This is a genomic window from Bacillus paramobilis, from assembly GCF_038096195.1.
GTDB lineage: Bacteria > Bacillota > Bacilli > Bacillales > Bacillaceae_G > Bacillus_A > Bacillus_A mobilis.
Window position 1 is genome coordinate 4217529 of the sequence record NZ_CP151108.1, and the last position, 13417, is coordinate 4230945.

Here is a 13417-nt window from a genome sequence, read left to right on the forward strand (position 1 = left end):
AACTTTAGCCGATTTACCGTGCATTTCTTAAATAAATGAGGTGTCTGCGAAACGTAAATTACGATAATGCTTTTTCAATCCCTCTTCAGAAAACAGGAAGCTGAGTCAGCTTCCTGTTTTTCGTGTTTGTTCTCTTATGTAATTATGGTAAAATACGGCTAAGGATATTCGAAAGGATGAGATCAATGAATCATACAGCGGACAATTGTATTTTTTGTAAAATTATTGACGGGCAAATCCCTTGCTCAAAAGTATACGAAGATGAACATGTGCTTGCATTTTTAGATATTAGTCAAGTAACAAAAGGACATACCCTTGTTATTCCAAAAGTTCACAAACAAGACATTTTTGCGTTAACGCCAGAAATCGCATCACACATTTTTTCTGTCGTTCCGAAAATCACAAATGCGATTAAAGCAGAGTTTAATCCAGTTGGCTTTAACCTACTTAACAATAACGGTGAAAAAGCTGGACAAACTGTGTTCCACTTCCACCTTCATTTAATTCCACGCTACGGTGAAAACGATGGTTTCGGTGCTGTTTGGAAATCACATCAAAATGAATACACAATGGAAAATTTACAAAACATCGCAAGTACAATTGCAAATAGTGTGGAATAGTGACACTATAATAAGAAGTAATACATAACAAGCCACTTTCCTAAAGTGATTACATATTGCACGGCTTGTTTCTCCATTCGAGATGCCGGGGAATGTGCACTAAACACTTTTCTTTCCCTTGTCTTAAAGATATGCATATTTTTTCACATCATGAATACGAACAAAAAATAAGGAGGTTTCCTTTTATGTCAAAAGCTAAATCCTTTATTACAGGTGTCATTTGCGGCGGAGCAGTTGCTGGACTAGCCGTTCTTTTCTCTACTCCTTCTTCTGGCAAAGCTATGCGCGGTAAGTTAAAAGAAAAAGGAAATGATATTAAAAAGACTTTAGCTGATATTACAGCTGATACAAAATTATTAAAACGTCAAATCGTTGAAACTGCTTCAGAAGGTAAAGAAGTGTTTCAAGAATTAAAAGACGATATGCAAGATACACTTTCGAACTGGAAGCAAGACATTTCTCAAAACAAACGACATATTGAGCAAGAGATTTTGGACATTCAAAAATCAATTGAGAAACTACAAGAAGCTGTTCCGGAAAAAGCGTAAACAAATTCCTGCTTAGTTTTTTGCATATAACAAATATTTTTTATATAAATTGACCTTAACACGGCATATCACACAGATATGCCGTGTTTTTATGCATTTACAATATATGTTATCACTTAACATGTATGGACAACGCATGTATTCACGACTCATAAAACGCTTCCATAGTTATGCATGATTTGTATAGAATGTCATTTTTCCAAAAAATTTTCACAATTCTCACAAAAAGACTTTATTAATTTTTATTTTACTGGCATAATAGATAGTAATGAAAAAGAATGTTAAAGTGGGTGAGTAAATGAAAAGTGGAGAAAAAGATTACTCGGTAAAAGAAGCGATGATTTTCAGCCAACGCATTGCTCAATTATCGAAAGCGTTATGGAAATGTGTAGAGAAAGATTGGCAACAGTGGATTAAGCCTTACGATTTAAACATTAATGAGCATCATATTTTATCAATCGCTTATCATTTAAAAGGGGCTTCTATTTCTGAGATTGCTAAGTTTGGAGTTATGCACGTATCAACGGCGTTTAACTTCTCGAAAAAACTGGAAGAACGCGGCTATCTTGTATTCTCGAAAAAAGAAGATGATAAACGAAATACGTACATTGAGATTACAGACAAAGGGGAAGAATTACTACTTCGCTTAATGGAGGAGTATGATCCTGAAAATAACTCTGTATTTAATGGGGCTCTTGCACTTCGTAATTTTTATGGTAAGTTCCCAGAAAATATCGAACTTATCGCTATCTTGCGTAACATTTACGGACAAGACTTCATCGATATTTTTGAGAAATCATTAGAGAATATTGAGGAGAATTTTACGGAATCCGATCAGAAGTTAGTTAAGAAGTAATCTATTTATTTTTTCGCAATCATGCTTAAGAATTCATTCATAAGCGGATTAAATAAACCTTGTTTTGCTAGCGCTTCCGCAGTTTCGTGTACTTCGAGCTGATGTGGAAGCGCTTTTTCAAATTGATCTAACAGCGCATCGAACAAAAGAAGCCCTTCTGCTTTTTCCACTACATATTGTTCGTTCAGTACTTCACAAAGTTTTAGTATACGTTCAATATCTTTTTTGCGAGCTTTTTTCTTTATGATCAAAGAATAAAATGGACACTTTTCTTCATCAATCATTTTAAATAGTAGGTCTACGTAGTATTCAGCTTGTTCTAATCTTCTAACAACGTCCATTTTCTCCCTCACTTTCTAACACAAAGTCTTCTATTTCTGAATTTTATAACACGAACAAAATATCGTATGATACAATATATAAAGTATATGTATTTTAGCCAAAAGGAGGTCTCGCCTCATGACACTTATAACAGTTGTTTTTGTCGCATTCGCACTTCTTGTTATATTTTACACGAATTTTATGACACATACACTGTGTGAACGAAAACAAATAGCTGCGAGCCGCCAACCCAGTGTCTTTCGGGTTATCAATGTATGTATAACAATTTTATTAATTTCTAGTTATATAGAAATTATATTTCATGGAAAGTGAGGAAGGAAGCCCCTTCCTCACTTTTTTCCTCTATAAGCAAATTATACCTACTATAACCAATAAAATAAACAGTACAAGTAATAAAATAAGTTGAGAATTCATCCCCATCCCCTCCTCTTTTCTGTATATGCGGCATGCGCCCAATATGGAACACCTTCAAAATCTGACACATACTGGTTAAATTTTCTTTATCAATATGAAATCGAGTCGAAATATGATATATTAAATTTTGTACATATTGCTTATACTATGAAATAAATGACACGCATCTTAACTTTATCCTAAAGCCTCGGTAAGCCCTGTTAAGCGCGCTTTACCAATACAAAAAGCAAAAGTATCAGTGAGACTTAATCGGGCTCTTATGAACTAAAATTCATTGGGTAGGATAAATTAAAAATACATAATAGTAGGAGTGTTTATCGAATGAAGAAAGCTATGCTTGCCTTAGCCGCAACAAGTGTAATCGCATTATCAGCATGTGGAACAGGATCATCATCAGACAAAATTGTTACATCTAAAGCTGGTGACATTACAAAAGACGAGTTCTACGAGCAAATGAAAACACAAGCTGGTAAACAAGTACTAAACAACATGGTTATGGAAAAAGTACTTATTAAAAACTACAAAGTTGAAGACAAAGAAGTAGACAAAAAGTACGATGAAATGAAAAAACAATACGGTGATCAATTCGATACACTATTAAAACAACAAGGTATTAAAGAAGAAACTTTAAAAACTGGTGTGCGTGCTCAATTAGCGCAAGAAAAAGCTATCGAGAAAACAATCACTGATAAAGAATTAAAAGATAACTACAAGCCTGAAATTAAAGCAAGCCACATTCTTGTAAAAGATGAAGCGACTGCGAAAAAGGTTAAAGAAGAACTTGGACAAGGTAAATCTTTCGAAGAGTTAGCAAAACAATACTCTGAAGATACTGGTTCAAAAGAAAAAGGTGGCGACTTAGGATTCTTCAGCTCTGGTAAAATGGTTAAAGAATTCGAAGATGCTGCTTATAAACTGAAAAAAGATGAAGTAAGCGAGCCTGTAAAATCACAATTCGGTTACCACATCATTAAAGTAACAGACATTAAAGAACCAGAAAAATCTTTCGAACAATCTAAAGATGACATCAAAAAAGAAATCGTTCAGAAGAAAGCACAAGATGGCGAATTCATGAACGATCTTATGATGAAAGAAATCAAAAAAGCTGACGTAAAAGTTGACGATAAAGATTTAAAAGATCTTTTCAAAGAGCAAAAAGCTGACGCTAAAAAAGACGAAAAGAAATAATGAAGTGAAAAAAGCTTGGGCTTCGGCCCAAGCTTTTTTATTTTGCAATTTTTATCCTCCTATTTGCGAGAAACAGGATAAAGTGAAACTTTAATCAGTGGGGGTTTTCTTCATCCCCCACTGATTATTAGCCCTCACCAATCGAACTTTAATGGGCAGCCCGACCCCAACCTAAATTCTTTGCTTTCGCTGAATTTTGAGGTGGGGGTCTTACTGCCCATTAAAGCGGGATAAATGAATAAAGTTTGGTAAGAATATATCTAAAAAAGGTGTACGAAAATGAAGAAAATAATCTTCCTCCTCTTACTTATACTATTTTCTATTGGAACCGCCGAGAAAACCTCTGCTCATTCTACAAAATCAGTTAAAGATACATTAGAAGTCTCTGCGCATCAAGAATTATCAGTAAAACAAGCGATTGAGTTGGCATATCCCTCTGCACTTAAATGGAATAAACATGCTCAATTCTTACAGGCAGTTAATATAGACAAAGATAAACCCGAGAAGTCCATTGGGAGCAACGGTAAAAGAAAGTACTGGAATATTGATTTCGGAGTGCCAGATACGAACAAAATATTTTTAATCACAATCTTTGAAGGAAAAATTGTTGAAGCGCAAGATGTCACCCGAGATGGCGTTTCGCCTTATTCTAGAGAAGAGTTTATAAAGTTAGAAGATATTCACTACGATTCTCCCCATTTACTAAAAAAAGCATTAAAAATAGGTAATATGCATCCCGGTAAAGATTGGGCAAAAGGTTATAATTTCATGCTAAAAAAAGACACTAAGATGAACTTTCCCCTAATGTTAGTAATAGGCTGGAATAAAGAACAGACAAAAATGAAAGCTGCTGGTTTTCATGTAACAACCGGATAATATATTCCACCGCAAAATTGATTTTTTGTTCTCCCCTTTTAACTAATAGATGCTAAAAATCGAACTGAAACAGACTATAATCTACAACAAAAAACCTTGATTCCATCACACACGGAACCAAGGTTTATCTTATTATCATTGATTAAATGAAAAAACTATGTTAAATTAGTACAGAAACACGTTTTACAAAATACAAAGAACGTATTTATCCGTATCTTAATTGTACACCAAAACACATCTTCAGTCAACCTCTATTTTTCACTTTTAAAGGAGTGCTTACGTATGAACAAAAAACTTGATTTAGAGCAAAAACGATTGGATACCGTAATTGAAACGATTACGGAGCAAATTGATAAACTGGAAAACGAAACTGGCAGACGCCGAGCAGAAGTAATCCATATTCGTAAACACTTTTGGGATGACGTGAAAGTGAATACTGATACTTTCGATGATTATCTTGAAACAGTTATCAACTTAAGACAACAAGCTCAGTCACTAGCTGTCACACAAATTACCCATAAACACACCTTTAATCGACTTGCTGCATTAAGACGTATGCATAAAGCACCTTACTTCGGGCGAATTGATTTCAAAGAAGAAGGAGAATCTGCTGCGGAGAAAATTTATATCGGCGTAGCTACACTTACTGATGCAAGCGGAGAAAACTTTCTTATATATGACTGGCGCGCACCCATTTCGAGTGTGTACTACGATTATCCACCAGGACCGGCTGAATACAGTACACCAGGCGGCGTAATCCACGGTAATGTGGAGAAAAAATTACAATACATTATCCAAAATGGCGAGATTGATTCTATGTTCGATACGAGCCTTACAATTGGTGATGAAATCTTGCAGCAAGCGCTCGGAAAAGGTACAAACAAACATATGCAAAGCATCGTTGCTACAATTCAGCGCGAGCAAAATGAAATTATTCGTCACGATGAAGGCCGACTCCTTATCGTGCAAGGAGCTGCTGGTAGTGGTAAAACGTCAGCTGCCCTGCAACGAATCGCCTACTTACTATATAAATATCGCGAATGGTTAAAAGCTGATCAAATTATTCTCTTCTCCCCTAACTCTATGTTCAACAGCTACGTATCTAACGTATTGCCTGAACTTGGTGAAGAAAATATGCAGCAAGTGACTTTCCAAGAATATTTAAACCATAGACTAAGCAAGTCATTTGACGTTGAAGATCCTTATGAACAATTAGAATATATGTTAACCGAAACGAATAGCCCTACCTATAAAACGAGAAATGCGAGCATTCGATTTAAAGCATCAACCCAATTTTTCGAGATGATTAGAGCGTATAGACAATCCCTTGAATCTTCAGGCATGCTATTTAGAGGAATGAAATTTAGAGGAAAGTTAATTGTTTCTGCTAAAGAAATTACAGAGCAATTTTATAATACGGATTCCTCCCTCCGCTTCCATAATCGAATTGAAAAGTTAACGGATTGGCTAAATAAACAAATAGATGCAATTGAAAAAACAGAACTGAAAAAGCCTTGGGTAGAAGAAGAAATTGAATTACTTAGCAAAGATGAATACCAAAAGGCTTATAAATATTTACAGAAAAAAGGCGAGTTTGACAACAACTCCTTCCATGATTTTGAGAAAGAAACGAGAGTACTTGGACGTATGATTGTCCGTAAAAAATTGAAGCCACTTCGTAAAGGCGTTCAAACATTGCGTTTCATCAATTTCACAGGCATATATAAACAACTCTTCACAGATGCATCATGGGTTACTGGGGAAAAACCAAAAGAATGGGATGACATTTGCTCCTTAACAGTAAACATGCTTGATGAAGGAAAGCTATATTACGAGGATGCGACTCCATTTTTACTTTTAAAAGAATTAATTGAAGGCTTCCAAACGAATAGATCGATTAAACACGTACTCGTAGACGAAGCGCAAGATTATTCGCCGTTTCAATTTGAGTTTTTAAAACGTCTCTTCCCTGCTGCAAGAATGACTGTACTAGGAGACTTTAACCAAGCGATATTTGCCCATGCAAGTGAAGCAGTGAATTTCAATACACTTACTAGCTTATACGGACCAGATGAAACGAACGGCATCAACTTAACTCGTAGCTATCGCTCAACAAAACCAATTATTGAATTTACACGTGCTCTCGTACCGGAAGGCAAGAACATTCACGCCTTTGAACGTGACGGCGAGAAACCTACAGTGACGAAAGTATCGAATGACAGCGAACTGCACCAGCATATTACTGCCAAAGTTGCTGAACTACAAAAACAACAGCACAATACGATCGCAATTATATGTAAATCTGCAGCTGAAAGCGCCGCTGCCTACGAAGCACTTCGTCATATCGAGAATATTAAACTTGTGAAAAGTAACTCAGCCGAGTATGAACAAGGTATTGTCGTGATCCCTGCTTACTTAGCGAAAGGTATCGAATTTGATGCTGTTATTATTTACAATGCATCTAAAGATGTATACAGCGATGAGAGCGTTCGTAGATTGTTCTACACTGCTTGTACGCGCGCAATGCATGAACTGCAACTTTATAGCGTTGGCGAGGTTAGTCCTTTTATACTTGGGGCTGATTCGGAGAGTTTTGAACTTATTACACCTTGATAACAATCAAGGTGTTTCTTTTTTTGCAGGATTTACACCTTTAAAGTAGAATATATCATTTTAGAAAAAAGTTAAGGAGTGAAAAGATGAACCATTATTTTATTGCTATTTATGACGGCGTATTTCCTACCGAAAAATTACATACCATTTTACAGTCTAATCCTACTTTTACCGACCTAAACGTCCGTCCTCTCGAAATCTCATCACCAAGACCTTTCACATTATTAGTTGGCGAAGAACACGATACACTCACAACTGGACTTACAGACAAATACCACTTATTAACGAAAGAGTTGCAAACACTTGAGCAGCAAGAAAAGTACTACTATGTATACGATTATAAAATTAGAAAGACCATCGAGAATCCTATCCAAAAATGCTTTCCATTAGCACAAATCCATATAAGTGTTACGAAATTCCATCAGATGATTCAAAAAGTAAAAGACTTAAAACGACCTGTTTTTGCAGGTTATAACATTGTCTCTCATGATGCAGACATACTTACGATTGATGTACTTCTTTCTTCACCTTTACTAGATCCTAACACTTCCGAAAAAAATGCGGAAGAATATGCCTATTTACAACAACTAGCTGAATCAATCTCTCGTTCCGAATTATGTATTTCTATTAAAGAGAGTTCACTTATTTAGAAACGAAAAAGAGGGTTATTTATCATAACCCTCTTCTACTATCTATTTACGTTTGTACTTGATCATAATAATGAATTCTTTTATATACAACTTATAAGTATTAAGGTGTTTTTCTCGTTCTAAATGAAAGATCTTTACGTCGATATACACTCAGCACGATCCCCATTATAAGCGCATGAAATACAGTCGGCGTTAATCCATAACTAATAAAAGGTAAGGATATCGCAGCAAGCGGCAATAATCCTAGTATCATTCCAACATTATAAATGAACTGGAATACAAAAAGGGTCATTCCACCAACGAGCAGCAATTTACCATACCGATCATTTATTTTATAAGATATGACCACTAACCTTACTACGAAAAGGGAAAGGATTAAGACAAGAATCAGTGCTAGCACATATCCATAATAATAAGTCAAACTTGCAAATACAAAATCAGTATCTGGATTAGGGATGCGCTTTACATCTCCATGTGTACCAAACCAACCTGCTGACGACATTACCTCTTTTAAACGTATATACATAAAGCCTGCGCCCTGTGCATCACGCTCTGGATTCAAATACCCTAAAAATCTATCCAAATGATATCCTTTTACTGAGGACCAGGAAAAAGACGCCCTTATAACCAATAAACAGATTGGTACAATTGTAATAATTAATGCCGTTTTCTTTCCTAACTTACTCCACCAAAGCATAACGAATACCATCGTGATATAAATAAAAATCACTGAAAAAGCTGCGCCAATTAAGAATAAATACAAAGAAAATAAATACAACACTACAAGATACCTAACTTTCAACCTACTATTATTGAAAAAAGAAGCCCAAGCTAGAAAAAAGAACGGCACTGCCATTAAACGGTCAATTGCAATAGGACCAACTTTTATTATCGGTTCTCCAAGCATCCCAGCATTCGGAAAGCAGTGTAGCATTAACAATATTAGCACCCCAATTGTATAAAACAACCATCCTAATCTCTCTAACTTCCGATAATCAATCAGCATCATCCCTAACGCTGTTGCAATACCAAGAACAACAGATATCACCTTATCCATTAGTAAATCATTCATATATTCAAAGGCTACAACTGGCAAAAAACCTAACCCCATCGCAGCCACTAATAAACCAATTAAGAACCAATCAACCTTTGGCTTATGTAGTTTGTTAAGCTCTTGCCCAAGTTTGACCGGACTTCCCATTTGTTCAACAGCCTTATCTTCAGCAACTTCCTCGCTTAGCCCTTTTTCTATCCACATATTCTTCGCCTGTTTTAAATGAAAATTTAGTTCAGTTGCTACTAAGTCCTTCGCTTCTTTTGATTTAATATGATTCGTAACCTCGCTTACAAAACGCTCCCCTTTTTTATTCAATTTCGCCTCACTCCTGTACTAAGCCTTTTAATATAAATTGTACCTTCGTAGCATTTTTTTCTGCCTTTCGCAGCATCTTGTTCCCTTTATCATTTAATTGATAATATTTAGCTCCCGCATGGTCCCAGCTAGATTGGATAAAACGATTCTGTTCTAGACGATGTAATACGGTATATAAAAACCCTTCATTTCCTTCGAATTTCCGAATCCCTCTCCCTCGTAGTAGCTGTGACAATTCGTATCCTGTTTTTTCATTACTGAGGAGTTGTAAAATCGCTAAAGAGATGTCCTCTTCTTTTTCGTTTGACGCATTAATTTTTTCGCGCACCTGCTTTCGGTGTTGATCAGAAAAACTCAAATGTTTAAACGTTGTATTCTCCATTGATTTTCGCAGGCCTTTTAATCGATCTTCCATTTGATTATTCCTCCAATCCTTTCTTCAAAAGCTCCTTCGCTTTTTTCAGTCTCGTTTTTATTGTGTTTTCTTTCACGTCTATTACAATAGCAATTTCTTTAATTGTTAGTTCTTCATAATAAAATAGATAAATGACTTCTCGATATTTTATCGGTAACTTCATTACTGCTGAAGCGAGCTCACGGTCCTCCGCATTTTGCATAACAGTTTGTTCAACACTATCATTTTGAATCCCCATATAAGCAGATTCATCCCCTGTCACGATCACCTTTTTGTTATACCAACTTTTTATATGGTCCTTACATTGATTAATCGCAATTCTCCATAACCACGTTTTCACATTCGACTTCCCTTTGTATGTATGAAGAGATTTATAACATTTCACAAATATATCTTGCGTTACATCCTCAGCAACCTCTTTATTATTCACATATGAATACACAAGCTGCAGGACTTCTTGTCCATACTTGTTCATGATTTCATCGATAAGGAGTTCCTTATCTTCTATTTCAAACGCTTCTATCGTTAATTCATCCACATCATTTCCTCCTTCCCATATATTAGACGACGCAACCTATGGAAAAGTTTTATACATTCATAAAAAAATACGGATGGCAATAACATTTTTTATAAATCACTTCCTAAGCAAATTACATATAATAAACCCAATAGTCGTTACAATACATTCACCTGAAGAGCGTCTTCCTCCCAAGGCGCTCTTTCATTTTGCAATAAGGATTTTTATAGTCAAGATTCCCCTCAGCTCTAAAGACCGCTAAATGAAAAAGAGAACCCATTTAATCGAGTCCTCCTGCTTCCTAACGCTCACTTAAAGAATCTAATATCTCATGGCCATACAAAGAGGGCTTCATAATATCAAAACCAATAAAGTCTTCATACTGCTTATCTGAAAAATAAAATACGATATTATGAAATAACACTTTTTGCAAATGAGTATCCTGAGAAAGTCTAAATGAGTATATGTATGTATTATCATTTGAAGTTTTCTTTATATATATTTTACTCCTATTTGCTAATTCTTTTAATTTGCGAGCATTTTCTCTAAAAAACTCAATCCCCACTATGCGATCAAATTGATCTATATCTAAATTTAATGTCGGATTTTCTTCTAATTCTTCAGTCGATTCAATCTCAATTTCTGAAGTGAATGGAATTACATACAGATATGCCATCTGGATTTCAGAATCGTAAGTAATTAATTTTTTCATGCTGCACCTCATATCCGTATTCATTTGTCTTGTTCCCTCTTTTAAAACATAATACAATTGAAATGTAACTTAATAAGCTATAACTAGTAGGTGTGATAATCATCTCTTCCATTTTGAAAAAAGGGGGAGGTGATAAAATGATCGCGATGTTTGTAATTAAATTAGTTTACGGTATCCTAACCGGAGCTGGCGTTGTCATCGGTAGAAGATACGTCGGTCCGTGGCTAATTTCTGTATACAAAAAAGCGAGAACCACCCTGCTTCGTGGAAAAGGTAAGGGCGGTTCTCGGCTAAAACGTTAATGTAATTGTCTTATAACCGCACCTACTACCACCACAATAGTAAGTTAGGTTACAAAGACAGAAGTTTCTCAGGCTTCTGTCTTCTTTATTTTATGCAAAATTCATATTATATACTCTATCATCATTGTAACACATTCTAATTATTTTTAGTCAAGAGAAAAAACACCTAAAGGGCTCTCCTTCAGGTGTTTCTCTTTTTACGCTAACGCAGCCGCCTGTTCTTGTTGATCTACAGGAATTACAGCGTCTCTTAATGCTTTTTCTAATTCTGCTGTGTATTTCATTTGCTCTTCTTTGCTCCAGCCTAGTTTCGCAGCCATGTAGTTGATTACTGCTTCTTTCCACTCGTATACCCAGTGGATATTGAAGAATACAGCGCCTCTGCGGCGTACGAAGAAGTCAACTGGTTTTGCTGTCATTTCGTAATCCATTGCGTATACAAGCGGGATTAGAACTTCTAGCGGCATGTTGTATTCTTTCGCTTCGTCTTTATGTTTTTTCGCTAAGTCGAATAGTACGTCTACGTTAGAGCCGTAGAATTTCGCGAATTCTTCTGCTTGTGCTGTCGTTAAACCGTATTTCGTACCTTCGCCTGCTTTTTTCGCAACGAATGCTGGGAATCCGTGTGAACCACTTACATGTCCACCAGAGATTGGCATATGTTTCGTATCGCTCTTCGGATATGCACTATGACCTTCTTTTTGTAATAGATTCGTTACGTAGTCTACTACCATTTCAGCCATTTTGCGGTATCCAGTTAATTTACCACCTGCGATTGTAATTAAACCAGATTCAGAAGTCCAAATTTCATCTTTACGAGAAATTTCAGATGCATTCTTACCTTCTTCATAAATTAACGGACGTACACCAGCCCAGCTTGACTCCACATCTTTTTCTGTAATTTTCACGCTTGGGAACATGTAGTTAATCGCATTAATGATGTATGTGCGATCTTCTGTTGTCATGTGCGGTACAGCTGCGTCTTTATCATAGAACGTATCTGTTGTACCTACGTATGTTTTTCCACCGCGAGGAATCGCGAACACCATACGTTTATCTGGTGTATCGAAGTAAATAGCTTGCCCTAATGGGAAACGTTTTTGGTCAATTACTAAATGCACACCTTTTGATAACTGAAGTACTTTCCCTTTTTTCGAGTTATCTTTTTCACGAAGTGTATCTACCCAAGGGCCAGCTGCGTTTACAATTTTCTTACCGTACACTTCATATACTTCTCCGTCTAGTAAATCGATTACACGTACACCACATACTTTTCCATCTTTATATAAGAAACTGTCTACTTTTGCGTAGTTAACAGCTTTCGCACCGTGTTCAATTGCTTCTTTCATTACTTCAATTGTAAGACGCGCATCGTCTGTACGATATTCTACGTAGTAACCGCCGCCTTTTAATCCTTCTTTTTTCACAAGAGGCTCTTTGTTTAATGTTTCTTCACGGTTAAACATTTTTCTGCGCTCGCTTCGCTTTACGCCTGCTAAGAAGTCGTATACACGAAGACCAATTGATGTACTGAATGATCCGAACGTACCGCCTGTATGGAACGGAAGTAACATCCACTCTGGTGTTGTTACATGGGGACCGTTCTCATATACGATCGCACGCTCTTTCCCCACCTCTGCTACCATTTTCACTTCAAGTTGTTTTAAATAACGTAGACCACCGTGTACAAGCTTCGTTGAACGACTTGATGTACCTGCTGCAAAGTCCTGCATTTCAAACACAATTGTTGATAACCCGCGTGTTGCTCCATCTAATGCAATACCAGAACCAGTAATACCTCCACCAATTACGATCACATCTAACTCTTGTTTATTTACTCCGTTTAATACGTCTTTACGTTGTTTACTTGAAAATTTCATGGTAATTCCTCCCTTTGATAACGAAAAAAGAGACCACGAACTCCGCTATAGATTTCGCCTCTATAGCGTGTTGTGGTCTCTCCAAATCTCCTACCGAATTATTAACTTGTCA

General features: G+C 36.2%; 16 protein-coding genes. 9 read left to right on the plus strand and 7 right to left on the minus strand.

Features of this window, described 5'->3' with window-relative positions:
• Positions 1-185: 185 nt before the first annotated feature.
• The 3 genes from AABL52_RS21600 (at position 186) to AABL52_RS21610 (ending at position 2024) form a co-directional block, all read left to right on the plus strand.
• A complete protein-coding gene (locus AABL52_RS21600) occupies positions 186-620 on the plus strand; it encodes an HIT family protein (RefSeq protein ID WP_001016842.1) in 435 nt (144 codons plus the stop codon).
• 185 nt (positions 621-805) lie between these two features.
• Positions 806-1168, plus strand: coding sequence for a YtxH domain-containing protein (locus tag AABL52_RS21605; RefSeq protein ID WP_000030295.1), 363 nt, complete (start codon positions 806-808; stop codon positions 1166-1168).
• Positions 1169-1466: 298 nt separating this feature from the next.
• Entirely contained in the window at positions 1467-2024 is a 558-nt protein-coding gene (locus tag AABL52_RS21610; RefSeq protein ID WP_000834920.1) for an HTH-type transcriptional regulator Hpr, read from the plus strand.
• A 5-nt stretch (positions 2025-2029) separates the two neighbouring features.
• Here AABL52_RS21610 and AABL52_RS21615 read toward each other — a convergent pair whose 3' ends face one another.
• A complete protein-coding gene (locus tag AABL52_RS21615) occupies positions 2030-2365 on the minus strand; it encodes a DUF1878 family protein (RefSeq protein ID WP_000383650.1) in 336 nt (111 codons plus the stop codon).
• Positions 2366-2483: 118 nt separating this feature from the next.
• Between AABL52_RS21615 and AABL52_RS21620 the strand changes: the two genes are divergently transcribed.
• Positions 2484-2678 carry a hypothetical protein gene (locus AABL52_RS21620; protein ID WP_000172691.1) on the plus strand — a complete coding sequence of 65 codons (195 nt, stop codon included), beginning with the start codon at positions 2484-2486 and terminating at the stop codon, positions 2676-2678.
• A 30-nt stretch (positions 2679-2708) separates the two neighbouring features.
• Here the strand turns inward: AABL52_RS21620 and AABL52_RS21625 are convergent, their stop codons facing one another.
• Positions 2709-2822, minus strand: a complete 114-nt coding sequence (locus AABL52_RS21625; RefSeq protein WP_002007073.1) for a hypothetical protein — start codon at positions 2820-2822, stop codon at positions 2709-2711.
• A gap of 279 nt (positions 2823-3101) precedes the next feature.
• Between AABL52_RS21625 and prsA the strand changes: the two genes are divergently transcribed.
• The 4 genes from prsA (at position 3102) to AABL52_RS21645 (ending at position 8107) form a co-directional block, all read left to right on the plus strand.
• On the plus strand, positions 3102-3968 hold the full coding sequence (prsA, locus tag AABL52_RS21630; RefSeq protein WP_341518382.1) for a peptidylprolyl isomerase PrsA: 867 nt from the start codon (positions 3102-3104) through the stop codon (positions 3966-3968).
• A 279-nt stretch (positions 3969-4247) separates the two neighbouring features.
• A complete protein-coding gene (locus AABL52_RS21635) occupies positions 4248-4844 on the plus strand; it encodes a hypothetical protein (RefSeq protein WP_341518383.1) in 597 nt (198 codons plus the stop codon).
• Between the two features lie 282 nt (positions 4845-5126).
• The gene (gene helD / locus AABL52_RS21640) at positions 5127-7457 is read left to right on the plus strand and encodes an RNA polymerase recycling motor HelD (RefSeq protein ID WP_341518384.1); all 2331 of its coding nucleotides are present in this window, start codon (positions 5127-5129) and stop codon (positions 7455-7457) included.
• 86 nt (positions 7458-7543) lie between these two features.
• Complete coding sequence (locus AABL52_RS21645) at positions 7544-8107, plus strand: hypothetical protein (protein ID WP_199714223.1); 564 nt, start codon at positions 7544-7546, stop codon at positions 8105-8107.
• Positions 8108-8207: 100 nt separating this feature from the next.
• On the opposite strand, the gene AABL52_RS21650 is transcribed toward AABL52_RS21645, so the two are convergent.
• The 4 genes from AABL52_RS21650 to AABL52_RS21665 form a co-directional block, all read right to left on the minus strand.
• A complete protein-coding gene (locus AABL52_RS21650; protein ID WP_341518385.1) occupies positions 8208-9479 on the minus strand; it encodes an FtsW/RodA/SpoVE family cell cycle protein in 1272 nt (423 codons plus the stop codon).
• A gap of 7 nt (positions 9480-9486) precedes the next feature.
• Entirely contained in the window at positions 9487-9894 is a 408-nt protein-coding gene (locus AABL52_RS21655) for a PadR family transcriptional regulator (RefSeq protein ID WP_341518386.1), read from the minus strand.
• Positions 9895-9898: 4 nt separating this feature from the next.
• Entirely contained in the window at positions 9899-10432 is a 534-nt protein-coding gene (locus AABL52_RS21660) for a sigma-70 family RNA polymerase sigma factor (RefSeq protein ID WP_341518387.1), read from the minus strand.
• Positions 10433-10712: 280 nt separating this feature from the next.
• Positions 10713-11123: a DUF2283 domain-containing protein gene (locus tag AABL52_RS21665; RefSeq protein ID WP_098237645.1), complete on the minus strand. Its 411-nt coding sequence runs from the start codon at positions 11121-11123 to the stop codon at positions 10713-10715.
• Between the two features lie 137 nt (positions 11124-11260).
• On the opposite strand from AABL52_RS21665, the gene AABL52_RS21670 reads away from it, so the two are divergent.
• The gene (locus AABL52_RS21670; protein WP_000561154.1) at positions 11261-11425 is read left to right on the plus strand and encodes a hypothetical protein; all 165 of its coding nucleotides are present in this window, start codon (positions 11261-11263) and stop codon (positions 11423-11425) included.
• A gap of 197 nt (positions 11426-11622) precedes the next feature.
• Here AABL52_RS21670 and glpD read toward each other — a convergent pair whose 3' ends face one another.
• Positions 11623-13305, minus strand: coding sequence for an aerobic glycerol-3-phosphate dehydrogenase (gene glpD, locus AABL52_RS21675; protein WP_340422036.1), 1683 nt, complete (start codon positions 13303-13305; stop codon positions 11623-11625).
• Positions 13306-13417: the final 112 nt, after the last annotated feature.

Excerpts from the sequence above, each read along its gene's own strand:
- AABL52_RS21600 (WP_001016842.1), top strand. The coding sequence starts at position 186 with ATGAATCATACAGCGGACAATTGTATTTTTTGTAAAATTATTGACGGG.
- AABL52_RS21670 (WP_000561154.1), top strand. The coding sequence starts at position 11,261 with ATGATCGCGATGTTTGTAATTAAATTAGTTTACGGTATCCTAACCGGA.
- AABL52_RS21655 (WP_341518386.1), bottom strand. The coding sequence starts at position 9,894 with ATGGAAGATCGATTAAAAGGCCTGCGAAAATCAATGGAGAATACAACG.
- AABL52_RS21665 (WP_098237645.1), bottom strand. The coding sequence starts at position 11,123 with ATGAAAAAATTAATTACTTACGATTCTGAAATCCAGATGGCATATCTG.
- AABL52_RS21615 (WP_000383650.1), bottom strand. The coding sequence starts at position 2,365 with ATGGACGTTGTTAGAAGATTAGAACAAGCTGAATACTACGTAGACCTA.
- AABL52_RS21610 (WP_000834920.1), top strand. The coding sequence starts at position 1,467 with ATGAAAAGTGGAGAAAAAGATTACTCGGTAAAAGAAGCGATGATTTTC.
- AABL52_RS21635 (WP_341518383.1), top strand. The coding sequence starts at position 4,248 with ATGAAGAAAATAATCTTCCTCCTCTTACTTATACTATTTTCTATTGGA.
- prsA (WP_341518382.1), top strand. The coding sequence starts at position 3,102 with ATGAAGAAAGCTATGCTTGCCTTAGCCGCAACAAGTGTAATCGCATTA.
- helD (WP_341518384.1), top strand. The coding sequence starts at position 5,127 with ATGAACAAAAAACTTGATTTAGAGCAAAAACGATTGGATACCGTAATT.
- glpD (WP_340422036.1), bottom strand. The coding sequence starts at position 13,305 with ATGAAATTTTCAAGTAAACAACGTAAAGACGTATTAAACGGAGTAAAT.
- AABL52_RS21605 (WP_000030295.1), top strand. The coding sequence starts at position 806 with ATGTCAAAAGCTAAATCCTTTATTACAGGTGTCATTTGCGGCGGAGCA.
- AABL52_RS21645 (WP_199714223.1), top strand. The coding sequence starts at position 7,544 with ATGAACCATTATTTTATTGCTATTTATGACGGCGTATTTCCTACCGAA.
- AABL52_RS21620 (WP_000172691.1), top strand. The coding sequence starts at position 2,484 with ATGACACTTATAACAGTTGTTTTTGTCGCATTCGCACTTCTTGTTATA.